Origin of the sequence: Nocardia sp. NPDC058176, assembly GCF_042883805.1 — a bacterium.
Lineage (GTDB): Bacteria > Actinomycetota > Actinomycetes > Mycobacteriales > Mycobacteriaceae > Nocardia.
Genome location: NZ_JBHVVA010000004.1, coordinates 512,682 through 532,907 on the forward strand (window position 1 = coordinate 512,682; position 20,226 = coordinate 532,907).

The 20,226-nt window shown below is 67.7% G+C and carries 23 protein-coding genes; 13 read left to right on the forward strand and 10 right to left on the reverse strand.

All coding sequences use genetic code 11. The features are described 5' to 3' along the window. Window positions 1-8 precede the first annotated feature (8 nt). From ACFVVM_RS23705 to ACFVVM_RS23715, 3 genes are read left to right on the forward strand one after another with little or no spacing between them, the layout of a single operon-like run. Window positions 9-971 (forward strand): AAA family ATPase, encoded by a 963-nt coding sequence (locus ACFVVM_RS23705; protein WP_387622012.1) that lies wholly within the window; start codon window positions 9-11, stop codon window positions 969-971. Continuing rightward, window positions 968-2,242: a DUF58 domain-containing protein gene (locus ACFVVM_RS23710; protein WP_387622014.1), complete on the forward strand. Its 1,275-nt coding sequence runs from the start codon at window positions 968-970 to the stop codon at window positions 2,240-2,242. The genes ACFVVM_RS23705 and ACFVVM_RS23710 overlap by 4 nt, the downstream gene beginning before the upstream one ends. Beyond that, window positions 2,239-2,718, forward strand: a complete 480-nt coding sequence (locus ACFVVM_RS23715; protein ID WP_387622016.1) for a hypothetical protein — start codon at window positions 2,239-2,241, stop codon at window positions 2,716-2,718. Before ACFVVM_RS23710 ends, ACFVVM_RS23715 begins: the two co-directional genes overlap by 4 nt. 13 nt (window positions 2,719-2,731) lie before the next feature. On the opposite strand, the gene ACFVVM_RS23720 is transcribed toward ACFVVM_RS23715, so the two are convergent. Then, a complete protein-coding gene (locus tag ACFVVM_RS23720) occupies window positions 2,732-3,592 on the reverse strand; it encodes a MaoC/PaaZ C-terminal domain-containing protein (RefSeq protein ID WP_387622018.1) in 861 nt (286 codons plus the stop codon). A 39-nt stretch (window positions 3,593-3,631) separates the two neighbouring features. Further along, window positions 3,632-5,317 (reverse strand): 3-oxosteroid 1-dehydrogenase, encoded by a 1,686-nt coding sequence (gene kstD / locus ACFVVM_RS23725; protein WP_387622020.1) that lies wholly within the window; start codon window positions 5,315-5,317, stop codon window positions 3,632-3,634. Window positions 5,318-5,539: 222 nt separating this feature from the next. Here kstD and ACFVVM_RS23730 point away from each other — a divergent pair, with 222 nt between their 5' ends. The 3 genes from ACFVVM_RS23730 to dmpG all read left to right on the forward strand — a co-directional run bounded on the left by ACFVVM_RS23730 (window position 5,540) and on the right by dmpG (window position 8,383). Continuing rightward, window positions 5,540-6,325, forward strand: a complete 786-nt coding sequence (locus tag ACFVVM_RS23730; protein ID WP_387622023.1) for a 2-keto-4-pentenoate hydratase — start codon at window positions 5,540-5,542, stop codon at window positions 6,323-6,325. Window positions 6,326-6,412: 87 nt separating this feature from the next. Further along, on the forward strand, window positions 6,413-7,321 hold the full coding sequence (locus ACFVVM_RS23735; protein ID WP_387622025.1) for an acetaldehyde dehydrogenase (acetylating): 909 nt from the start codon (window positions 6,413-6,415) through the stop codon (window positions 7,319-7,321). Window positions 7,322-7,333: 12 nt separating this feature from the next. Next, window positions 7,334-8,383, forward strand: a complete 1,050-nt coding sequence (gene dmpG, locus ACFVVM_RS23740) for a 4-hydroxy-2-oxovalerate aldolase (RefSeq protein WP_387622028.1) — start codon at window positions 7,334-7,336, stop codon at window positions 8,381-8,383. Window positions 8,384-8,602: 219 nt separating this feature from the next. Here the strand turns inward: dmpG and ACFVVM_RS23745 are convergent, their stop codons facing one another. Next, the gene (locus tag ACFVVM_RS23745) at window positions 8,603-8,758 is read right to left on the reverse strand and encodes a hypothetical protein (RefSeq protein WP_387622031.1); all 156 of its coding nucleotides are present in this window, start codon (window positions 8,756-8,758) and stop codon (window positions 8,603-8,605) included. A 99-nt stretch (window positions 8,759-8,857) separates the two neighbouring features. Here ACFVVM_RS23745 and ACFVVM_RS23750 point away from each other — a divergent pair, with 99 nt between their 5' ends. From ACFVVM_RS23750 to ACFVVM_RS23770, 5 genes are all read left to right on the forward strand, one after another. Beyond that, entirely contained in the window at window positions 8,858-9,211 is a 354-nt protein-coding gene (locus tag ACFVVM_RS23750; protein ID WP_387622034.1) for a type II toxin-antitoxin system RelE/ParE family toxin, read from the forward strand. Beyond that, window positions 9,204-9,497: a multiprotein-bridging factor 1 family protein gene (locus tag ACFVVM_RS23755; protein ID WP_387622037.1), complete on the forward strand. Its 294-nt coding sequence runs from the start codon at window positions 9,204-9,206 to the stop codon at window positions 9,495-9,497. The genes ACFVVM_RS23750 and ACFVVM_RS23755 overlap by 8 nt, the downstream gene beginning before the upstream one ends. A 28-nt stretch (window positions 9,498-9,525) precedes the next feature. Further along, entirely contained in the window at window positions 9,526-9,747 is a 222-nt protein-coding gene (locus tag ACFVVM_RS23760; protein WP_387622373.1) for a winged helix-turn-helix transcriptional regulator, read from the forward strand. 150 nt (window positions 9,748-9,897) lie between these two features. After that, window positions 9,898-10,668, forward strand: coding sequence for a hypothetical protein (locus ACFVVM_RS23765; protein WP_387622039.1), 771 nt, complete (start codon window positions 9,898-9,900; stop codon window positions 10,666-10,668). A 211-nt stretch (window positions 10,669-10,879) separates the two neighbouring features. Beyond that, window positions 10,880-11,725: a GNAT family N-acetyltransferase gene (locus ACFVVM_RS23770; RefSeq protein ID WP_387622376.1), complete on the forward strand. Its 846-nt coding sequence runs from the start codon at window positions 10,880-10,882 to the stop codon at window positions 11,723-11,725. Between the two features lie 260 nt (window positions 11,726-11,985). Here ACFVVM_RS23770 and ACFVVM_RS23775 read toward each other — a convergent pair whose 3' ends face one another. The 5 genes from ACFVVM_RS23775 to hsaA all read right to left on the reverse strand — a co-directional run bounded on the left by ACFVVM_RS23775 (window position 11,986) and on the right by hsaA (window position 16,374). After that, window positions 11,986-12,531 carry a YdeI family protein gene (locus tag ACFVVM_RS23775; RefSeq protein WP_387622042.1) on the reverse strand — a complete coding sequence of 182 codons (546 nt, stop codon included), beginning with the start codon at window positions 12,529-12,531 and terminating at the stop codon, window positions 11,986-11,988. Between the two features lie 308 nt (window positions 12,532-12,839). Beyond that, window positions 12,840-13,415 (reverse strand): 3-hydroxy-9,10-secoandrosta-1,3,5(10)-triene-9,17-dione monooxygenase reductase subunit, encoded by a 576-nt coding sequence (gene hsaB, locus ACFVVM_RS23780; RefSeq protein ID WP_387622045.1) that lies wholly within the window; start codon window positions 13,413-13,415, stop codon window positions 12,840-12,842. Window positions 13,416-13,432: 17 nt separating this feature from the next. Beyond that, window positions 13,433-14,341, reverse strand: coding sequence for an iron-dependent extradiol dioxygenase HsaC (gene hsaC, locus ACFVVM_RS23785; RefSeq protein WP_387622048.1), 909 nt, complete (start codon window positions 14,339-14,341; stop codon window positions 13,433-13,435). Beyond that, window positions 14,338-15,207 carry a 4,5:9,10-diseco-3-hydroxy-5,9,17-trioxoandrosta-1(10),2-diene-4-oate hydrolase gene (hsaD, locus tag ACFVVM_RS23790; protein ID WP_387622051.1) on the reverse strand — a complete coding sequence of 290 codons (870 nt, stop codon included), beginning with the start codon at window positions 15,205-15,207 and terminating at the stop codon, window positions 14,338-14,340. Before hsaD ends, hsaC begins: the two co-directional genes overlap by 4 nt. Before the next feature lie 3 nt (window positions 15,208-15,210). Continuing rightward, complete coding sequence (gene hsaA / locus ACFVVM_RS23795) at window positions 15,211-16,374, reverse strand: 3-hydroxy-9,10-secoandrosta-1,3,5(10)-triene-9,17-dione monooxygenase oxygenase subunit (protein ID WP_387622055.1); 1,164 nt, start codon at window positions 16,372-16,374, stop codon at window positions 15,211-15,213. A gap of 194 nt (window positions 16,375-16,568) precedes the next feature. Here hsaA and ACFVVM_RS23800 point away from each other — a divergent pair, with 194 nt between their 5' ends. After that, window positions 16,569-17,756 carry a Rieske 2Fe-2S domain-containing protein gene (locus ACFVVM_RS23800; RefSeq protein ID WP_387622058.1) on the forward strand — a complete coding sequence of 396 codons (1,188 nt, stop codon included), beginning with the start codon at window positions 16,569-16,571 and terminating at the stop codon, window positions 17,754-17,756. A gap of 1 nt (window position 17,757) precedes the next feature. After that, on the forward strand, window positions 17,758-18,090 hold the full coding sequence (locus ACFVVM_RS23805; protein ID WP_387622060.1) for a hypothetical protein: 333 nt from the start codon (window positions 17,758-17,760) through the stop codon (window positions 18,088-18,090). Here ACFVVM_RS23805 and ACFVVM_RS23810 read toward each other — a convergent pair whose 3' ends face one another. Further along, the gene (locus tag ACFVVM_RS23810; RefSeq protein ID WP_387622063.1) at window positions 18,091-18,840 is read right to left on the reverse strand and encodes a DUF427 domain-containing protein; all 750 of its coding nucleotides are present in this window, start codon (window positions 18,838-18,840) and stop codon (window positions 18,091-18,093) included. Window positions 18,841-18,961: 121 nt separating this feature from the next. After that, window positions 18,962-20,215, reverse strand: coding sequence for an MFS transporter (locus tag ACFVVM_RS23815; protein ID WP_387622065.1), 1,254 nt, complete (start codon window positions 20,213-20,215; stop codon window positions 18,962-18,964). Between the last annotated feature and the right edge of the window lie 11 nt (window positions 20,216-20,226).

The following is a 20,226-nucleotide window of genomic DNA, read 5'->3' on the forward strand; positions in this document are numbered from 1 at the left end:
GGCCACCGATGACCATGCCGTTGAACGTGACCGTCCAGCGCTCCGACGCCGTGCTGCGTGAGCTGGGCCGAGTCGTGGTCGGCAAGCGCGATGAGATGCAGCTCATCATGATCGCCGTGCTGTCCGGGGGACATGTCCTCATCGAGGATCTGCCAGGTCTTGGCAAGACGCTGATCGCGCGGTCGTTCGCGGCCGCGCTCGGGCTCGACTTCACCCGCGTGCAGTTCACGCCGGATTTACTGCCCGCTGATCTGCTCGGCTCGACGATCTACGACATGTCGTCGGGCCGTTTCAATTTCCGGCGCGGACCGGTGTTCACCAATGTGCTGCTGGCCGACGAGATCAACCGCACCCCGCCCAAGACCCAGGCGGCGCTGCTGGAGGCGATGGCCGAGGGCCAGGTGAGCATCGACGGCGAAACCTTCCTGCTCCCACAGCCTTTCATCGTGCTCGCCACCGACAACCCGATCGAGTACGAGGGCACCTACCCGCTGCCGGAGGCCCAGCTCGACCGCTTCGCCATCCAGCTGCGCCTCGGCTATCTGTCCGAGCAGGACGAGACGCAGATGATCCGGCGCAGGCTCGAACGCGGTTCCACCCCACCGCAGGTCGGCCAGGTGGTCGACGCGCAGGGGCTGATGGAGATGCGCCAGTCGGTCGAGTTCGTCACGGTGCACCCCGATGTCGTGAATTACGTTGTCGCCCTTGCCACGGCGACCCGCAGTCACCCGCAGGTGGAGGTGGGCGCGAGCCCGCGTGCCGAACTCGACCTGGTGCAGATGTCGCGGGCGCGCGCTCTGCTGCTCGGGCGCGACTACGTGATCCCCGAGGACGTCAAGGCGCTGGCGGTGCCCGCGATGGCGCACCGCATCACCCTGCGTCCGGAGATGTGGGTGCGCCGCATCCGCGGCGAGGACGTCATCGCTGAACTGCTCCGACGGCTACCGGTGCCGCGCGCCACCAGCACATGAAGCACCGCGACGAATCCAGGACGGTCGAGGTCGACCTGCGGTGGCGGCCCGCCCCGTTGGTGTTCATCCTGGCCGGGTGCGCCGCGGTGGCACTGGTCGTCGCGGTGCTGCGTGGACAGTGGCAGCTGGTGGTCTTCGCCGCCCCGATGCTCGGCGTGCTCGCCGCCGCGCCGTGGCAGCAGGCGCCGACCCGGATCCAGGTCGACGGCAGCGGCACCGTGCGCTGCTTCGAGAACGAGGTGATCAGCTGCACCGCCGCCGCGTTCGTCGAACGCGGGCACGCCCTGCTGCGGATGACGGCGCTGCCGCTGCCCGGTCTCGACCTCGAGGTCGAGGAGGCGCACGATTCCGGCGGCGCGCCCGCGGGCATGCGGCTCGGTCTCTCGGCCACGCGCTGGGGACGCTATCCGGTGCAGGTCAAGGTGGCGGCGCTGAGTCCGGCCGGACTCGCGGTCGCCACCGCCGAACTGCCCGCGGCCAAGCTCTACGTGTACCCGATCGCCGACCCGCACCGAATGCGCCTGCCGCGCACCGAACTTCCCGACCGCATCGGCACCCATCTCACCCGCAGGCACGGCCCCGGCGTGGAATACGCCGACATCCGCGCCTACGCGCCCGGCGACCAGCTGCGCACCGTGAACTGGCCGGTGAGCGCGCGCCGCGGGCGGCTCTACATCACCGAACGGTTCACCAATCGCTCCGCCGATGTGGTCGTCCTCGTCGACACCTCGTTGCAGGCGCCCGGCCCGGCCAGCGCCTCGCTGGAACTGTCCGTGCGCGGCGCGGCGCAGGTGGTGCAGTCCACGCTGCAGGCCGGTGACCGCACCGCCGTCGTCTGCCTCGGCGATTCCCCGCGCTGGCTGCGGCCCGACATCGGCCGCAGGCAGTTCTACCGGATCGTCGACACCGTCCTCGGCGTCGGTGACGAACACGTCGAGACCACCGGCACCCTGGCCCCGCACGCCGCGGTGCCGATCGGCGCGATCGTCGTCGCCTTCTCCACCCTGCTCGACACCCAGTTCGCGCTGGCCCTGATCGACCTGCGTAAACGCGGCCACGTGGTGATCGCGGTCGACGTCCTGCGCGGCACCCCGTTCGAGGAGGGCCTCGACCCGACCATGGCCAAGATGTGGCAGCTGGAACGCGCCTCGATGTATCGCGACATGGGCACCGTCGGCGTCGACATCATCGCCTGGCCCGAGGACACCCGCCTCGACCAGGCCATGCGCCTGCTGCCCGATCATCGCCGAACGGTCCGGGTGCGCCGATGACGAGATTCCTCGCCCTGCTGGCCGGCCTGCTGCTGGTCTCGGCCATCGCGCTGATCAACCCGCCCGCGGGCGCGGCCGCGCTCGCCCTGGTCATCGTGAGCTGGTGGTGGCGCCCCGCCGCCGTCGCCGCGGTGCTGGTGGCGATCGGCGTCATCGCCTTCGCCGACATCGGCGTGATCGCCTCCGCCGCAACAGGTCTGGTGGCCACCACCTACCTCCTCAACGCCGCCGTCCTGCACGCCCCCGAAGGCGTTGTCCCGACCACGATCCCCTCGGTCGGCGGCGCCGTCCTGTTCACCATCGCCGCCACCACCGCGGCCTTGGTCCCCGTAGAACTCGCCTGGGCCCCCCTCGCCGCGCCCATCCTCATCGTCCTCATCTACGCCCTCCTCATCGGCGGGCTCACCCCCAAACCAAGATCACCAGGTCCTGATGGCGGTCAGCTCTCGGCCGATGCCGCCACCAAGACCTGGTGATCAGTAGTCCAGTTCAGGCGATGTGCAGAACCACGTCGCCGAGGACGGGGGCGTCCTCGCGTTCGGCCACCGTGACGGTGGCGATGAGGTCGTCGGCCTCGCGCCAGACCTTGATGCGCAGCGTCTCGCCGGGGTAGAGGACACCGGCGAACTTGGCGCGGAAGCCGCCGACGCGGGTGGCGTCGCCGTCGAGGAGGGCGTCGGTGAGGGCCTTGCAGACCACGCCGTAGGTGCACAGGCCGTGCAGGATCGGCGCGGGAAAGCCCGCGCCCTTGGCGAATTCGGGATCGGAGTGCAGCGGGTTGCGGTCACCGCAGAGGCGGTAGAGCAGGGCCTGCTGCGGCAGCGTGGGGGTGCTGATCTCCGCGTCCGGCGCGCGATCGGGGAGCGCGGTCTTCGAGCTCGGGCCACGCTCGCCGCCGAAACCGCCCTCGCCCTTGGCGAAGATCGAGGACCGGACCGTCCACAGCGGTTCGCCGTCGGAGCCGACGACCGTGTTCTCCTGCACGATCACCGCGTTCGCGCCCTTGTCCCAGATCTCGCTGATCCGGCCGGTGCTCGTCGCCTTGCCCGTGGCCGGAATCGGCTTGTGCACCACCACTTCCTGGTGTCCGTGCACCACCTTGGCCAGGTCGATCTCGATGCCGGGGAAGCTCACCCGCGGCGGCTCGGTCTCGCGCAGGGTGGGCGCCACCGTCGCGAAGGTCGGCAGCACCTGGGGTGCGAGGTCGTCGAGATAGGTCAGTTCGACCGGGTCGAGCGGGCGCGCACCGGCGCCGAGGCCCAGGTGGTAGAGCTGCACGTCGGTCGGCGTCCAGCTGAACTCCCGGCTCGGCAGGGCCGCGCCGAGCGCGATCTGTGGGTCGATGGGCATTGCGTCACTCCTGCGAAGTCGGGATCTGCTGATCGGTCGTCATGCGGCGTCCTTGGCGGCGGCGATGTCGAGCACCGCGAGGTAGGCGAAGGTGATGGCGGGGCCGATGGTGGCGCCGGGGCCCGCGTAGGTGTGGCCCATCACCGGCGCGCTGGTGTTGCCCGCGGCGTAGAGGCCTTCGATCACCGAATTGTCTTCGCGCAGTACGCGACCAGACGTGTCGGTGACTAGTCCGCCCTTGGTGCCCAGGTCGCCAGGGACGATCTTGGCGGCGTAGAACGGGCCCTGCGAGATCTCGGCCAGGCACGGGTTGGGCTTGACGGTGGGATCGCCGTAGTAGCGGTCGTAATGGCTGTTGCCGCGGCCGAAGTCCTCGTCCTTGCCCGCGGCGACGAAGCCGTTGAACCGGGTCACGGTGGCGGTGAGGCTTTCGGCGGGGACGCCGATGCGCTCGGCCAGTTCCTCGACGGTGTCGGCCTTGACGATGTAGTCGTTCTCCAGCCAGCGCGAGGGGAACCGCTGGCCCGGCTGCAATCCGGCGAAGATGTAGCGGTTGCGGTAGCGCTGATCGAAGACCAGCCAGGCGGGTACGTTCTCGCCCGGGCCCGCGCCCTGGCCGTACTCGCCGCCGTACATGGTGTGCACGGCCTCGACGTAGGGCGCCGACTCGTTGCCGAACCGCTCACCGCGATCGTTGACCATGATCGTGCCGGGCAGATTGCGCTCGGCCAGGGCGAACCAGGGCTTGCCGCCCTTGAAGATCGTCGGACCCCACCAGGCGTCCTCCATGAATCCGACCGTCGCGCCCGCTGCCATACCGGCCACGATGCCATCGCCGGTGTTGGCCTTGGCGCCCGTTGTCCACTCAGTGGTGATCGGCTGACGCTGGTACTTGGCCCGCATGTCGGCGTTGTGCTCGAACCCGCCGGTGCCGAGGACCACGCCGTAGCGCGCGGTGAACGTCGTCGGCTCGCCGTCGACGACGGCCTTGACGCCGGTGACCCGGCCCTCGGTGATCACCAGGTCGGTCAGCGGGGTGTTGAGCAGCACCGGCACCCCGGCGTCGAGCAGGCCCTTGCGCAGGGCGGCGATGATCGCCTGGCCCATGCCGAGCAGGTGCTTGCCGGTGAACTTGGCCCAGTAGGTGCGCGCACCGACCCGCATGGCCCGCATCATGCCCTTGGGGTGGCGGCGGATCAGGTTGAGCCGCACGAAGTCGGCCTGGGTGACCACGACATTGAGGGGGGCCTTGGCGTAGGCCGGTTCCAGGTTGGCCACCTCGGCGCCGAGGACCTTCGCGTTGAACGGCTTGGGCTCGCAGGAGCGTCCGGCGGCGCGTCCGCCCGGTGCTTCGGGGTAGTAGTCGGAGTAGCCGGGGACCCAGTTCATCTTCAGCGGACTGTGGTCGAGGACGAAGTCGAACGCCTCGGCCCCGCGATCGAGGTAGGTGTCGATCTTCTCGGCGGGCACCACGTCGCCGATGATGCTGTGCAGGTAGGTGCGCGCGTCCTCGCGGTCGTCGGGCCGACCCGAGGCGAGCAGCGCCTTGTTGCCCGGAATCCACACGCCACCGCCGGACCGGGCCGTCGACCCGCCGTAGTGCGCTGCCTTCTCGAGCAGTACCACGCTCAGTCCACGGTGGGCCGCGGTGAGGGCGGCCGTCATCCCGGCGGCGCCGCTACCGACGACCACCACATCGTATTCCCGATCACTCATGTAGAACACGTTATAGAAGCGATCCTCGGTTTGGCAGAGGTTTGTCTCCCATGAAGTGGAACGTGTTATAGAAATCACCTGTGGTTGCGTTGTATTGTCAGGTGAACGGCTGACGTCGAACCGAGAAACCCGTTACAGTTTTGGCGTCCGGAACCTACGGCTGTGCGGCCTGGCGCCGCCCGGCGAGGTTCCGCTGCTCCACCCATTGACCGTGCTGCCAAGGAGGTCCGCGTGCTGCCCGACGCGGTACGAACCCAACTCGCCGATGAACTCGCCCGTGCCGAGGACGAGCGGGTGGCCGTGTCGCCGCTCGTCGACCGGTATCCCGACATCGATGTCGTCGATGCCTACGAGATCCAGCTGCTCAACATCCAGCGCAGGCTGCGCTCCGGGTCGAAGGTGGTCGGCCACAAGGTCGGACTGTCGTCGAAGGCGATGCAGCAGATGATGGGTGTCGACGAGCCCGACTACGGGCATCTGCTCGCGGAGATGGAGGTCTTCGAGAACGTTCCCGTCGAGACCTCCCGCTACCTGCTGCCACGGGTGGAGGTCGAGGTCGGGTTCGTCCTCGGCGCCGATCTGCCCGGTGCGGACTGCACCGAGGCCGATGTGCTCGCCGCGACCGTCGCCTACGCGCCCGCGATCGAGCTGATCGATTCCCGGATCAAGGACTGGCGGATCGGCCTGGCCGACACCATCTCCGACAACGCCTCCTCGGCCGGATACGTCCTCGGCAAGGAGCGGGTCGCCCCCGGCGACATCGACATCACCGCCATCGACGCGGTACTCACCCGTAACGACGAGGTCGTCGCCGAGGGCCGCAGCGACGCCGTGCTCGGCGATCCGCTGATCGCGGTCGCCTGGCTGGCCCGCAAGGTCGCCTCCTTCGGAGTCCGGTTGAAAGCCGGTGACATCGTGCTGCCCGGGTCGTGTACCCGTGCCATCGACGCCCGCCCCGGCGACATCTTCCATGCCGAGTTCGCCGGGCTCGGTTCCGTCCGCCTGAACTTCGCCTAGGCCATCACCGTGCTCAGGTGGCCGCCGCTGTTCACCGGAGCCGTTCATCCCGCCGGGTAGTGCCCGGCCACCACTAGGAGGCCTACCGTGTCCAACGGGAACGTCACCGCCGCGATCGTCGGATCCGGCAACATCAGCACCGACCTGCTCTACAAACTCCTGCGCTCGGACAAGATCGAGCCGCGCTGGATGATCGGCATCGACCCCGACAGCGAAGGGTTGAAGCGGGCGCGCGGACTGGGGCTGGAGACCTCGGCCGAAGGTGCGGACTGGCTGCTCGCGCTCGACGAGAAGCCGGACCTGCTGTTCGAGGCCACCTCCGCCTACGTGCACCGCGCGTACGCGCCGAAGTACGAGGCCGCGGGCATCCGGGCCGTCGACCTGACCCCGGCCGCGGTCGGGCCTGCGGTGATCCCGCCGGTGAACCTGGACTCGCTGCGGGACGCGGCGAACGTCAACATGATCACCTGCGGCGGGCAGGCCACCATTCCCATGGTCGCGGCCGTGTCCCGGGTCGTGCCGGTGGCCTATGCCGAGATCGTCGCCTCGGTGTCGTCGGTGTCGGCCGGTCCCGGTACACGCGCCAACATCGACGAGTTCACCAAGACCACCAGTCGCGGCGTGGAAACCATCGGCGGCGCCCAGCGCGGCAAGGCCATCATCATCCTGAATCCGGCCGAACCGCCGATGATCATGCGCGACACCATCTTCTGCGCCATCCCCGAAGACGCCGATCGCGACGCCATCGCCGAGTCCATCCTGCGGATGGAGAAGTCGATCCAGGAGTACGTGCCCGGCTACCGGCTGCTCAACGAACCCCAGTTCGACGACCCGTCACTGGTTTCCGGTGGCATGGCGAAGGTGTCGATCTTCGTCGAGGTCGAAGGCGCCGGTGACTTCCTGCCCCCGTACGCGGGCAATCTCGACATCATGACCGCCGCCGCCACCCGCGTCGGTGACGTGCTGGCCGATCAGATCATCTCGGCTCGGGTGTAAGGAGAATCGACCATGAGCACCAAGCCCTTCTCGGCTGAACTCGACGTCCGCGTCACCGACACCTCGCTGCGCGACGGCTCCCATCACAAACGCCACCAGTTCACCGTCGACGAGGTGCGCAATATCGTTGCCGCCCTTGATGGTTCGGGTGTCCCGGTCATCGAGGTGACCCACGGTGACGGTCTCGGCGGTTCCTCGTTCAACTACGGGTTCTCGAAAACCCCTGAGCAGGAACTGATCAAGGTCGCCGCCGAGACCGCCAAGCAGGCCAAGATCGCCTTCCTCATGCTGCCCGGCGTCGGGGTCAAGGAAGACATCAAGATCTCCCAGGACAACGGCGGCAGCATCTGCCGCATCGCCACCCACTGCACCGAGGCCGATGTCTCCATCCAGCACTTCGGTCTCGCCCGCGAACTCGGCCTCGAGACGGTCGGGTTCCTCATGATGGCCCACTCCACCACCCCGGAGAACCTGGCCAAGCAGGCCCGCATCATGGCCGACGCGGGCTGCCAGTGCGTCTACGTCGTCGACTCCGCGGGTGCGCTCGTGCTCGAGCAGGTGTCCGACCGCGTCTCGGCCCTGGTCGCCGAGCTCGGCGACGACGCCCAGGTCGGCTTCCACGGCCACGAAAACCTCGGCCTGGCCGTGGCCAACTCGGTCTATGCCGTCCGCGCAGGCGCCACCCAGATCGACGGCTCGGCCCGCCGCTTCGGCGCGGGCGCGGGCAACCTGCCGGTCGAAGCCTTCATCGGCGTCTGCGACAAACTCGGCATCGCCACCGGCGTCGATTTCTTCGCCGTCACCGACGCCGCCGAAGACGTCGTCCGCCCCGCCATGCCCACCGAATGCCTCCTCGACCGCCAAGCCCTCATGATGGGCTACGCCGGGGTCTACTCCAGCTTCCTCCGCCACGCCGAACGCCAAGCCGAACGGTACGGGGTCTCCGCCGCGGAAATGCTGGTCCGCGCCGGCAAACGCAAACTCGTCGGCGGCCAGGAAGACCAACTCATCGACATCGCCCTCGAACTCCAACGCGAAAACGCAGCCGTAGCCTCGGCCTGACCCTCTCTGTAGACGGCGTGACCCGACCCCGGGTCACGCCGTCTCGCATTCCCGGCCGAATCCGCGCCGGCTGCACCCCAATCGCCGCCGACCAGCTGACTTCTCCGGCCTTGGCGGCATGCGGTCGCCCGCTCGCCCGGCAGCTGTTTGCAGCATCGGCGGCCCCGCGATGGTTCTTTGCCGGGGGATCGACACACACTCTGGCCGATGGAGCGAGTGTCACTGTCGCAACGAATGCGCCCCGACCGCGAGATAGTCCTCGCCGCCGACATACAACGTGCGACCAGCAGGCGAGTCGTCCGTGGCCGCACGCACGATCACCCGAGCGAAATCCTCGACGGTGGGCAGTGGTCCGGCCTGCCTGCGTGACTCCACGCTGTCGGGATCGCGGCGCTCGATGCAAGCGCACCGACCCTGACGTCAAGTTATGCGGTTTACGCATATCAATCAGGGTGGAGATATAGCATCAACGCTATGGGTTGGGGTAGCGTTGAGCTGGAAACAGAGGTGCGCGAATGGCTGGAGAAACTGCCAACAGACATGTTCGCTCGTGCAGCGTTCTACATCGATTTGTTGCAGGACAACGGCCCCTTACTCGGCGAGCCGTACACGAGACAACTCGACCGCAAACTTCGAGAGTTGCGTTTCTATCTGGGACCGGACGCGGTTCGTGTCACGTACTGGATTGCGTCGGGGCGCAGAATCGTCATGCTGACGGTTTTCGTCAAGACGCGGATGGTGGAACGGCGTGAGATCGCGCGGGCGCTCGCCGCGATGCGACGCTGCGAAGCCGAGCGTCATGTTTTGGAGGAGAGCAACGATGGCTGAACGTAGCGAGTGGGCTGACCTGCGGGACCAGCGGATGAGCGAGCCAGGTGCCGCGGAGGCGTATGAAGCGACACGGCTGGCCTTCGATCTCGGACGCACGATCCGTGGGATGCGCGAAGACCGCGGCTGGAGTCAGTCCACTTTGGCCGAAGCAGCCGGGATGACCCAGTCGGCGGTCGCCCGCTTCGAAGCGGGAGGAACAGTCCCGAGCCTCCCTGTCCTCGAACGCCTGGCCCGTGCTCTCGACGCCGATCTCGTAGTACAGGTGCGCCCACGCGTCGCATGACGACGCGTACCCCCTCGGCTTCCTCGACCTGCGCCGCCGCATGGGCAACTGCTCGTCGAGCATGCTCGCCGACCGCCTCCAACAACTCCAATCCGCGGGCCTCACCCGCAAGAACGGCCCCCGAGGCGCCCACGAACTGACCACCGAAGGCGCCCTCCTCTCCGAATCCCTCCAACCCCTCTGGGACTGGGCCGAACACCGAACCCCCACCGGCGACGGCAACGGCCGAATCCCCTGGCGCCCCGGCTGAGCCCAATCGGCGCTCGCGATAGCTGGACGACTGATCATCAGGCATTCACGCAAACACCGCCCGAGAGCGAAAAGCCGTCAGTGCCTGGTGATCAACTGTCCAACCTCGAAGCTGTGGGGATGTCGGTGGGGTGGGGGACGATCGCACGGCATGGGGGTATTCGATGAACCGTTTATCGGGTCGTGGGCCGTGGCGGCGGGGTTGGTCACTCGGTATCGGTTGCGGCTCGACTTCGAGCGGGTCGCGCCGGATGTGTACACGCGCAAAGGCATAGAGCTGGACGCGGTAGGCCGAGCCAAGGCGGCGGTCCAGTGGACCAAAGGGGAAGGTGTGCTCGTCGGTCGGGCGGCAGCGGCACTGCACGAGGACAGGTGGGCGGACCCCGATCAGCCGGTTGAGATCGCCTTGCCGCGGCATCGCCATGCGCCGCCGGGCATCACCGTGGTGCAGGTCCCGCTCGCTCGACACGAGCGGTGCGAAGTGGATGGCTATCCGGTTACCACGCCGATCCGCACCGCATTCGACCTCGCGCGGAAACTGCCTCGCGAACGGGCTGTCCCGGCACTCGACGCGCTGTGCCGCGGCGCCGGGCTCGCACCGTCCGCGGTTCTCGATTTCGCCGATGGCTACCCGCGTGCGCGCGGCTGCGCTGCCGTACGTGCGGTGCTCCAGCAGGTCGACCCCGGCGCGGAGTCGCCACAGGAGTCGCTGACCCGATTGCTGCTGGTCGATCATGGGCTGCCCGCTCCTACCACCCAGATAGTGGTTAGGGACATCGCCGGAGAGTTCCTCGCCCGCCTCGACATGGGCTGGAAGAAATGGCGTGTTGGGGTGGAGTACGACGGTGCCCAGCATTGGACCGACCCGGTACAGCGGGCCAAGGACATCGACCGCCTCGCGGTTCTCGCTGAGCACGGCTAGCAGATCGTCCGAGTGGGTGCCGACCTGCTACGCAACCGGCCGCACGTCATCATCGACCGTGTCTGCGCCGCCCTGAATGCCCGCGGGGCCCGGCTGGACGACTGATCACCAGGCATTGGCGCAAACATCGCGCGAGAAGAAAAAGCCACCAGTGCCTGATGATCTTGATGGCAGGGGGAAATTCGCTGGACAGCACGGCTATGACTGGTGGATGGGCGAGGAGGACTTGGCGACGGTGTTCTGTGATCGGGACTTGGCGGCCCGAATCGAGAGGTTGGAGACGGCCGCGATCGCGGGCGGTGTCGAGGCTGCTCGGCGGCGGAGTCCGAGTGGGTTCGTGTTGCCGTTGGGTGGGGGCGCCGCTTGTTTCGCTGAGGTGGGGTCGCCGTTGAACAAGGTCGCCGGGGTGGGGTTCGGTGCGGTGCCGAGTGCGGGGGAGTGGGAGCGGGTCGAGGCAGCGTATGCAGAGGTGGGGGTGCCGGTGCAGGTGGAGTTGGCGCATTTGGCGGATTCGCGGATCGGGGCGGAACTCACCGGGCGTGGGTATCGGCTGACGTCGTTCGAGAACGTTCTCGGGCGCCGACTCGTGGGGCGCACGTCGTCGGCTTCCGCGCAGATCGAGGTTCGGCGCGACGACGAGAGCGGGTTCGAGGTGTGGCTCGAGGTTGTCGTCGATGGGTTCGCCAGTCCGGATGACGACGGTTCCCCCACGCATGAGGAGTTCCCTCGGGAAGCGATTGCCGCTGTCATGCGGGACATGGCCGGTGTCGGGGACACTCGCCGGTACCTCGCCTATCGCGACGGTGTGCCGGTCGGTGGCGCGAGTATGCGGATCGACGCCGGCGTGGCCGCTCTCGCGGGTGCCGCCACGCTTCCCGCACACCGCCGGCGCGGCGTCCAGACCGCGCTGCTCGCGGCCCGTCTCGCCGATGCTGCCGCCGCCGGCTGCGATCTCGCGGTGATCACCACCGAGCCCGGCTCGAAGTCACAGGAGAACGCCCAGAAGAGCGGCTTCGGCCTCCTCTACACCCGCGCGGTGCTGGTCAAAGAGGTCTGATCACGGACCTCGTCGGCCCGGCGGGGCTCGACCGGTCACCAGGTGGTGATGGCCTGGACGGCTCGGGCAGCACGCGGCTGACTTCGCCGGGGGCCGGCCGGTACCAGGTGGTGATGGTCTGGATGGCTCGGGCAGCGCGCTCGGCTGACTTCGGCAGAGTCGGTTCGGCGGGGCTCGGCCGGTCAACCAGGCGGTGATGGCTTGGACGCCCGGGAGCGTGCGCCCGACTTCGCCAAGGTCGGCTTGGCGGGCTCGGCCGGTCACAAGGTCGTGACGACCTGGACGACCCGGGCCGCACGCTCGGCCGGAGACTTCGCCTTCAGGATCGGTAGGAACAGACGGTACTGCTCGGAGCGGCCGAGGGCGGTGTACGCGGCTTGGGCTTCGGGGCATCCGGATAGGGCGGCAGCGAGGTCGGTGGGGGTTTCGGCGGTGCGTTGGGGCTCGTAGGCGTTGGCCCAGCGGCCGTCGGTCACGGCTTGTTCGATGGCGGCGTAGCCGGAGGGTCGCATGCGGCCTGTGGCGATGAGGGCTTCGGCCTTGGTGACATTGACCTGGGACCACGGGCTGCGGGTGCGGCGGGGGGAGTAGCGCTGGAGGTAGTGGGTGGGGTCGAGGGTGCGGCGGTGGCTGTCTATCCAGCCGTAGCACAGGGCGCCGTCTAGGGTTTCGGTGATGGTTACCGAGGGGGTGGGGGCGTTCTTCTTGGCGATCCGTACCCAGACTTCACCGGCGGTGTCGTGGTGGGTGGCCAGCCATTCTTCCCATTCGCGCGCGGTGGCGCAGGTGATGTAGTCGATGCTCATACCGGCAATGATCCGCGGATAACTGCTCACCAAATGAGCACTTTGAGCGAAAGAACGGGGGTGGCGCGAATCGTGTACGCGCCACCCCCGCCCGGGTTCTCGGCCGCCTCGGATCCGAGGGGCGAGACGTAACGGCGAAGCTGGAGTATCACCCCTCGGATCCGAGGTCCAAGGGGGAACTCTGCGGCGCCAGCAGCCGATCACTGCTCCGAAGTCCAGTGGGTCGTCGAGAACCCTGCGTTGCCAGCCGCCAAGGTTCCAGCCCCTCGGGTTCGAGGGCCGAGAGCCAGCGGTGCCAGCTGCCAGACCTACAACCAGGTGTCGAGGCTGGTGGTCGTGAGGAAATGGTCCAGGTCAGCGCGCCAGGGCGCGGGGGTGGTCTTGTCGGGTTCGATGCCGGTGTACTGGCCCCGGTAGAACAGCAGCGGGCGACCGCCGGTGCTCGCCGATTCTGCCAGGGCGTGGACCCGCCCGATGACGATGTAGTGATCACCGCCGTCGACCACGGAGTCGACCGTGCACTCGATGGTCGCCAACGAGCCGTCGAGCACGGGAACACCCAATTCGGAGGTGTGCCAGTCGACTCCGGCGAACTTGTCGGTCTCGCGGGAGCCGAACCGCGCGCATGTCGGCTGCTGTTCCTCGGAGAGCACGTTCACGCAGAACCGCCCCGCCGCTCCGATCGCCGCCCAGGACCGCGACCCCTTGGTGGGGCAGAACAGCACCAGTGGCGGGTCGAGGGAGAGGGCGGCGAAGGACTGGCAGGCGAAGCCGATCGGCGCACCCGCCGGGTCGAGCGCGGTGATCACGGTGATGCCGGTGCAGAACTGTCCGAGCACCGTGCGGAACTGCCGGCCGTCGATCGCCGGCGTCTGTTCGGTCATGTCCCTCGCCGCCATTCCTATTGCTGCTTGAATCCGACAGTGAAGTCGTGACCCCACAGGCTGACCGCGGTCGACTCGCGGGCGATCCAGTCGTCGTCATCGACTTCCAGTCCCTCGCAGCCGAATTCGATGTCGAATCCGCCGGGCGTCTTCATGTAGAACGACAGCATCTTGTCGTTGATGTGCCGGCCGAGGGTGGCCGACATCTTCACCTTCTTGCGAATGGCGCGGTCCAGGCACAGGCCGACGTCGTCGGCCTCCTCCACCTCGACCATGAGGTGCACGATCCCGGTCGGATTCGGCAGTGGCAGGAACGCCAGTGCGTGATGGCGCGGGTTGCAGCCGTAGAAGCGCAGCCAGGCCGGATCGCCGTCGGCGGGACGGCCCACCATCTGCGGCGGCAGCCGCATGGAGTCGCGGAGCCGGAAGCCGAGGACGTCCTGGTAGAACGCCTGCGCGGCGGCATCGTCGGTGCAGGTCAGCACCACGTGGCCAAGGCCCTGCTCGGCGGTGACGAACTTGTGGCCGTAGGGGCTCACGAAGCGGCGGCCCAGGTACTGGGCGCCGTAGAACGCCTCGAGGGTGTTCCCGGACGGATCCTGGAACCGGATCATGCCCTCGACGCGGCGTTCGTCCAGCTCTTCCTTGGTGCCCTCGGTGAAAGCGACGTCGGCCTTGGTCAGTGTCTCGCGCAGCTGCTGCAGGCCGGGGCCGTCGGTGACCTCCCAGCCCGAGACCAGCAGCCGGTCCTGCTCGCCGGGCACGATCACCAGGCGCGCGGCGAAGTCGTCCATGCGCAGGTAGAGCGCGTCGGGGTCGAGCCCCTTGCCCTCCATCATGCCGAGCACCTTGAGGCCGTACTCGCGCCAGGCCGCCATGTCGGTGGCCTCGATGCGCATGTAGCCCAGTGCGCGAATACTCATCACTTGTCTCCGAGGAAATCGATGGTGAGCCGGTTGAACTCGTCGAACTTCTCCAGCTGTGCCCAGTGCCCGCAGCCGCCGAACACGTGCAGCTGCACGCGCGGGATGACCTTGGTGGCCACCAGCGCGCCGTCGAGCGGGTTCACCCGATCCTCGCGACCCCAGATGAGCAGCACCGGCTGACGCAGCTTGTAGGCGTCACGCCACAGCATGCCCTTCTCGTAGTCGGCGCTGGCGAAGGACTTGCCCATCGCCTTCATCGCCGCCAGCGACTCGGGGGTGTTGGCCAGGGCGAACCGCTCGTCGATCAGTTCCTCGGTGACCAGCGACTGGTCGAACACCATGATCCGCAGGAACTTCTCCAGGTTGTCCCTGGTCGGTTCATAGGTGAACTTCGAGAGCAGTTTGACGCCCTCGGTCGGGTCGGGCGCGAACAGATTGGTGCTCAGCCCGCCCGGTCCCATCAGCACGAGCTTGCCCGCGCGGGTGGGGTGGTCGAGGGCGAAGCGCACCGAGGCGCCGCCGCCGAGCGAGTTGCCGAGCAGGTGCACGCGCTCGGTGATCTCGAGGTGGTCGAGCAGGGCCAGCAGCGCGTTCGAGCTGTGCACGAAGTACTGCGGGTGGTCGACCGGCTTGTCGGACTTGCCGTAGCCGGGCTGATCGGGCGCGATCACGTGATAGTGCTCGGCCAGCACGGGGATGTTGCGGGCGAAGTTCGACCACGCCGAGGCACCCGGCCCGCCACCGTGCAGCAGCACGATCGTGGGCCCGTTGCCGACTCCGGCTTCGTGGTAGTGCAGCTTCAGCGAAGGGGTGACCTGCGCGAAGCGTGAGGTCGATTCGTAGGTCAGTTCAGCGGTCTGGGTCATCGGCTACACCATGGCGTCTTTGACGGGCAGCCCGAACTCGTGCGTGCCGTACATGACGTAGGCGCGCTCGGGATCGTTGGCCGCGTGCACGCGCCCGGCATGGGCGTCACGCCAGAAGCGTTGCAGCGGTGTGCCATTGGCCAGCGCGGTGGCACCCGAGGACTCGAAGAGCTTGTCGATCGCGGCGATCACCCGGCCGGTGGCGCGCACCTGGTCGCGACGGGCGCGCACACGCAGGTCGAAGGGCACTTCCTCGCCCGCCACCAGCAGCGCGTACTCCTCGGCGACATTGCCCGAGAGCTGGCGCCACGCGGCGTCGATGTCGCTGGCCGCCTCGGCCACGCGCACCTTGGCGAACGGATCGTCCTTGGCGTTCTCGCCCGCGTAGGCCGCGCGCACCCGCTTGCCCTGATGCTCGACATGCGCCTCGTAGGCGCCGTAACCCATGCCGACGATCGGCGTGGAGATGGTGGTGGGATGGATGGTGCCCCACGGCATCTTGTACACCGCGTCGGTGTTCTGCTCGAGGCCCGGCGCGCGGCCCTCGCTCATCGCGCGGAAGCTCAGGAACCGGTGCGTCGGCACGAAGACGTCCTCGACCACGACGGTGTTGGAGCCGGTGCCGCGCAGGCCGACGACGTTCCACACGTCATCGATGCGGTAGTCCGAGCGCGGGATCAGGAAGCTGCCGAAATCGACCGGCTTGCCGTTCTTGATCACCGGACCACCGAGCACCGCCCAGGTGGCGTGATCCGAACCGGAGGACCAGGCCCACGAACCGCGCACGATGTAGCCGCCGTCGACTGCCTGACCGGCGCCCATCGGCGCGTACGACGACGAGATCCGCACGTCGGTGTCCTCGCCCCACACGTCCTGCTGGGCCTGCTGGTCGTAGAGGGCCAGGTGCCAGTTGTGCACGCCGATGATGCCCGCGACCCACCCGGTGGACCCGCAGGCGCTGGCGATCTTGCGGACCGTGTCGTAGAAGACGACCGGATCGGCGGCGTGCCCGCCCCACTGCTTGGGCTGCAGCAGCCGGAAGAACCCGGTCTCCTGCAGCGCCTTGATGGATTCCTCGGGAATCTGGCGCAGGTCCTCGGCCTCCTGCGCGCGTTCACGCAGTGTCGGCAGCAGTGCCTCGACCCGTTCGGTCACTTCTTGCGTCATCTCGGGGCCCGCTCCTACCTCGTCGGATCGACAACCGGTTCTTGTTCGTCTCTGAGATTAGAACAGGTTCTCATTTCTGTCGAGAAGATCGGCCGACCTCGGATATAACAGGAGTCAAGAGCGAAGTTCGCTGGACAGCTGGCGTGAAGTGGCCTCGTTTTGTAACGTGTTCTAGTGAACAAGGAGGGTTCGGGATGGCAGTCAACCCCAAGGTGAGGGAACTCGATGTCGGCACCACGCCGACCAGGTTTGCGCGTGGCTGGCACTGTGTCGGCCTCGCGAAGACCTTTCGCGACGGCAAGCCGCACGCGATCGAGATCTTCGGGACCAAGCTCGTGGTCTGGACCGATACCAACGACGAACTGCGCGTGCTCGATGCCTACTGCAGGCATATGGGCGGCGATCTGAGCATGGGGACGGTGAAGGGCGATGACATCGCCTGCCCGTTCCACGACTGGCGCTGGGGTGCGAGCGGCAAGTGCACCTCGATTCCGTACGCGCGCCGGGTGCCGCCCCTGGCTCGCACCAGGAAGTGGACCACGCTCGAGCGCAACGGTCAGCTGTTCGTGTGGCACGACCACGAGGGCAATCCACCGCCCGAGGACGTCACGATCCCGCACATCGAGGGTGCCTACACCGACGCGGAGGGCAACCCGAGCGAGACCCACGACAGCGGCTGGACCGACTGGACCTGGAACGAGATGGAGATCCAGGGCGCCAACTGCCGCGAGATCATCGACAACGTGGTCGACATGGCGCACTTCTTCTACATCCACTTCGCCTTCCCGACGTACTTCAAGAACGTCTTCGAAGGCCACGTGGCGACGCAGTTCCTGGAGACCAAGGGCCGTCCCGACATCGGGATGGCGGCCAAGTACGGCGCCGAGACGCTGCTGAAGTCGGAGGCGTCCTACTTCGGTCCGTCGTACATGATCAATCCGCTGGTCAACATCTACGGCGGCTACCAGATCAAGGTGGTGCTGATCAACTGCCACTACCCGATCTCGCAGGACTCGTTCATGCTCCAGTACGGCCTGACCGTGGAGAAGCCCAAGGGCATCGACGACGCGACCGCCGAGAAGCTGGCCCGCTCGATGACCGAGTTCTTCGGCGACGGCTTCCTGCAGGACGTGGAGATCTGGAAGCACAAGTCCAAGGTCGAGAACCCGCTGCTGTGCGAGGAGGACGGCCCGGTCTACCAGCTGCGCCGCTGGTACGAGCAGTTCTACGTCGACGCCGATGAGGTCACCGAGAAGATGACCCAGCGCTTCGAATTCGAGGTCGACACGACCAAGGCCAATGTGGCCTGGGAGGCCGAGGTGGCCGAGAACCTGCGCCGCAAGGCCGAGGCCGACGCCGAAGAAGCCGAAGCGGGCGTCTGAGATGACCCCGACCTGGGCCAAGGCACCCGACTTCGCCGATCAGCCCGCGCGGCAGGCCGCGGTGCGGGCCCAGACCACGGTCGACAAACAGCACTACCTGGACGAGGGCCTGACACCGCTGCGGTGTCAGGCCTGCCAGGCCGGCGTCCTGGTCCGCAAGTCCAGCCAGCACCAGACCTCGGTGCAGTGGACCGAACGACCCGACACGCACTGCCCCGTCTTCGCCCAGCTGGCCGCGCACGGCGCGCGGCCGGGGCGGCCGGAATCGTGTCCGTCGCTGGAGAAGTCGATCAAATGGGCGGTCGACGAGGGTGTGCTCGAGGTGCCCGAGTAGTCAGCCGAACGGGGTGTGCGGGCGGTCCTGGAGAACGCCGTCGAGGTAGATGTCGACCTTCTCGTTGTAGAAGCACGCCAGCCCGGCGACCTTCTGGCTCTCCGGTAACGGGGTGCGGTAGATCCATACGATGTCCTCGTGCACCGCGTCGCCGACCTGGACGCTCCAGTAGTCGGCGGTGCCCTTGTACGGGCAGCTGGTGTGCGTGTCGGAGGCGACGAGTAGATCCATTCGCACATCGGGCAGCGGCAGGTAATACCTTGCGGGCAAACCGGTTTCGAACAGGATCCGCGGGGAGGACGAGTCGGCGACGGTGACGCCGTCGACCTCGACCCGCACGTTCCGGGAGCTGCCGAGGATGTCGATCCGGGCATACGGATCGCGCGGGTGGACGAAGATCGGCTCGTCCTCCTCGAACCAGTCGAAGGCGGCGAAGTCGAGGCGCACAGCGTCTTTCAGTGCCGTCAACGGTGAGTCCGGGTATCGCACCGCGGCGCCGTCGGCCCGCACGCCGTCGATCACCACGTCGTATCCGGTGGAATCGCCGCGGCTGGGGGAGTGCTCGGTGATCCCGTTCGGTTCCAGATCGGCCTTGATGTCGGTGAGCGGCAGGTAGTAGGTCGGGTAGTAAGGGACTTCCCAGACGAGCAGCGGCCGCACGGTGTCGGCCACCAGCCGTCCGCTCAGATACACCCGAACCCGCTTCTGCCCGGCTTCCACCTTGACGCGCCCGCGCTGATCATCGGTCATGTCATCGACGCTACGCCCGCTCTCTGACAGGTGATCGCGCCATCGGCCTGCTCATGTCCGCGACAACGAATCGGCCCCCAGCGCTCGTGGCACCGGGGGCCGGTTCGTCGGGATCGGGGGGTCAATCCCCGACGGTGATGGCCTGGGCCTCTTCGACGCTGTGTGGCGCCGGGTCGTGGTCGTCGATGTGGGCCAAGGCGTTGCGGCCGATGAACAGCGCGCCGACCGCGGCCGCGGTACAGGCCGCGCCCAGCCAGAACGGCAGCGAGACGCTGTGCTCACCGAGCTTGCCCGCGATCCACGGTGCCGCCGCACCACCGCCGAAGCGGACGAAGCTGTAGGCGGCCGAGGCGGTGGAGCGCTCGACCGGCGCCGAGATCATCACGGCCTCGGTGATCAGGGTGTTGTTCACGCCGAGGAACAGGCCCGCGATCACCACGCCGACGATCAGCACGATCTTGTGCTCGGCGAACAGGCCCATCACGGCCAGATCGGCGGCGAACAGCCCGAGCGACAGCCCCATCATCGGCAGGCTGCCGAAGCGCGCCTGCAGTTTCGGCGCGAGGAACACCGAGGACACGGCCAGCAGGATGCCCCAGCCGCAGAAGATGAAGCCGATCGCGTAGGTGCCCATGTCCAGCGGGAACGGGGTGTAGGCGAGCAGGGTGAAGAAGCCGAAGTTGTAGAGCAGCGCGGTGATGCTGACGGTCAGCAATCCCTTGTGCCGCAACGCCTTGAACGGCGCGGTGATCGAGGTCGGCTTCGCGGGTTTCGGCATCTCCGGCAGCAACACGACGATCGCGACGAACGCCACCGCCATCAGCACCGACACCCCGAAAAACGGCCCACGCCAGCTGATTCCACCGAGCACGCCACCCAGCAGCGGGCCGGTCGCGATGCCGATACCCAGCGCCGCCTCGTAGAGGATGATCGCCTTGGCGACACCGCCGCTGGCCGCGCCGACGATGGTGGCCAGCGCCGTCGCGATGAACAGCGCGTTGCCGAGACCCCACCCGGCGCGGAAACCGATGATCTCGCCGATGCTCCCGGACATGCCGGCCAGCGCGGCGAACACGATGATGATCGCCAGCCCGGACAGCAGCGTCTTCTTCGCGCCGAACCGGCTCGAGATCACCCCGGTCACCAGCATGGCGACGCCGGTGACGGCCATGTAGCTGGTGAACAGCAGCGAGACCTGCGACGGGCTCGCGTTCAGCTGCTCGCCGATCGGCTTGAGAATGGGATCGACCAGGCCGATGCCCATGAACGCGATCACGCTCGCGAAGGCGACGGCCCAGACGGCCTTGGGTTGTCCGGTGGACGGGGCGGTGGTGGCTGCGGCGTCGTCGTCGCGAGTCAACTGGGGGATGCTCATCGGCGCTCCTG

Bases quoted from the DNA above. Each gene is read 5' to 3' on its own strand.
- dmpG (WP_387622028.1), top strand. From the start codon at position 7,334: ATGAGCACCAAGCCCTTCTCGGCTGAACTCGACGTCCGCGTCACCGAC.
- ACFVVM_RS23770 (WP_387622376.1), top strand. From the start codon at position 10,880: ATGGGCGAGGAGGACTTGGCGACGGTGTTCTGTGATCGGGACTTGGCG.
- ACFVVM_RS23805 (WP_387622060.1), top strand. From the start codon at position 17,758: ATGACCCCGACCTGGGCCAAGGCACCCGACTTCGCCGATCAGCCCGCG.
- ACFVVM_RS23750 (WP_387622034.1), top strand. From the start codon at position 8,858: ATGGGTTGGGGTAGCGTTGAGCTGGAAACAGAGGTGCGCGAATGGCTG.
- ACFVVM_RS23705 (WP_387622012.1), top strand. From the start codon at position 9: ATGACCATGCCGTTGAACGTGACCGTCCAGCGCTCCGACGCCGTGCTG.
- ACFVVM_RS23710 (WP_387622014.1), top strand. From the start codon at position 968: ATGAAGCACCGCGACGAATCCAGGACGGTCGAGGTCGACCTGCGGTGG.
- ACFVVM_RS23755 (WP_387622037.1), top strand. From the start codon at position 9,204: ATGGCTGAACGTAGCGAGTGGGCTGACCTGCGGGACCAGCGGATGAGC.
- hsaD (WP_387622051.1), bottom strand. From the start codon at position 15,207: ATGACCCAGACCGCTGAACTGACCTACGAATCGACCTCACGCTTCGCG.
- ACFVVM_RS23775 (WP_387622042.1), bottom strand. From the start codon at position 12,531: ATGAGCATCGACTACATCACCTGCGCCACCGCGCGCGAATGGGAAGAA.
- ACFVVM_RS23800 (WP_387622058.1), top strand. From the start codon at position 16,569: ATGGCAGTCAACCCCAAGGTGAGGGAACTCGATGTCGGCACCACGCCG.
- ACFVVM_RS23765 (WP_387622039.1), top strand. From the start codon at position 9,898: ATGGGGGTATTCGATGAACCGTTTATCGGGTCGTGGGCCGTGGCGGCG.
- ACFVVM_RS23810 (WP_387622063.1), bottom strand. From the start codon at position 18,840: ATGACCGATGATCAGCGCGGGCGCGTCAAGGTGGAAGCCGGGCAGAAG.
- ACFVVM_RS23715 (WP_387622016.1), top strand. From the start codon at position 2,239: ATGACGAGATTCCTCGCCCTGCTGGCCGGCCTGCTGCTGGTCTCGGCC.
- ACFVVM_RS23815 (WP_387622065.1), bottom strand. From the start codon at position 20,215: ATGAGCATCCCCCAGTTGACTCGCGACGACGACGCCGCAGCCACCACC.
- hsaB (WP_387622045.1), bottom strand. From the start codon at position 13,415: ATGACCGAACAGACGCCGGCGATCGACGGCCGGCAGTTCCGCACGGTG.
- hsaA (WP_387622055.1), bottom strand. From the start codon at position 16,374: ATGACGCAAGAAGTGACCGAACGGGTCGAGGCACTGCTGCCGACACTG.
- ACFVVM_RS23720 (WP_387622018.1), bottom strand. From the start codon at position 3,592: ATGCCCATCGACCCACAGATCGCGCTCGGCGCGGCCCTGCCGAGCCGG.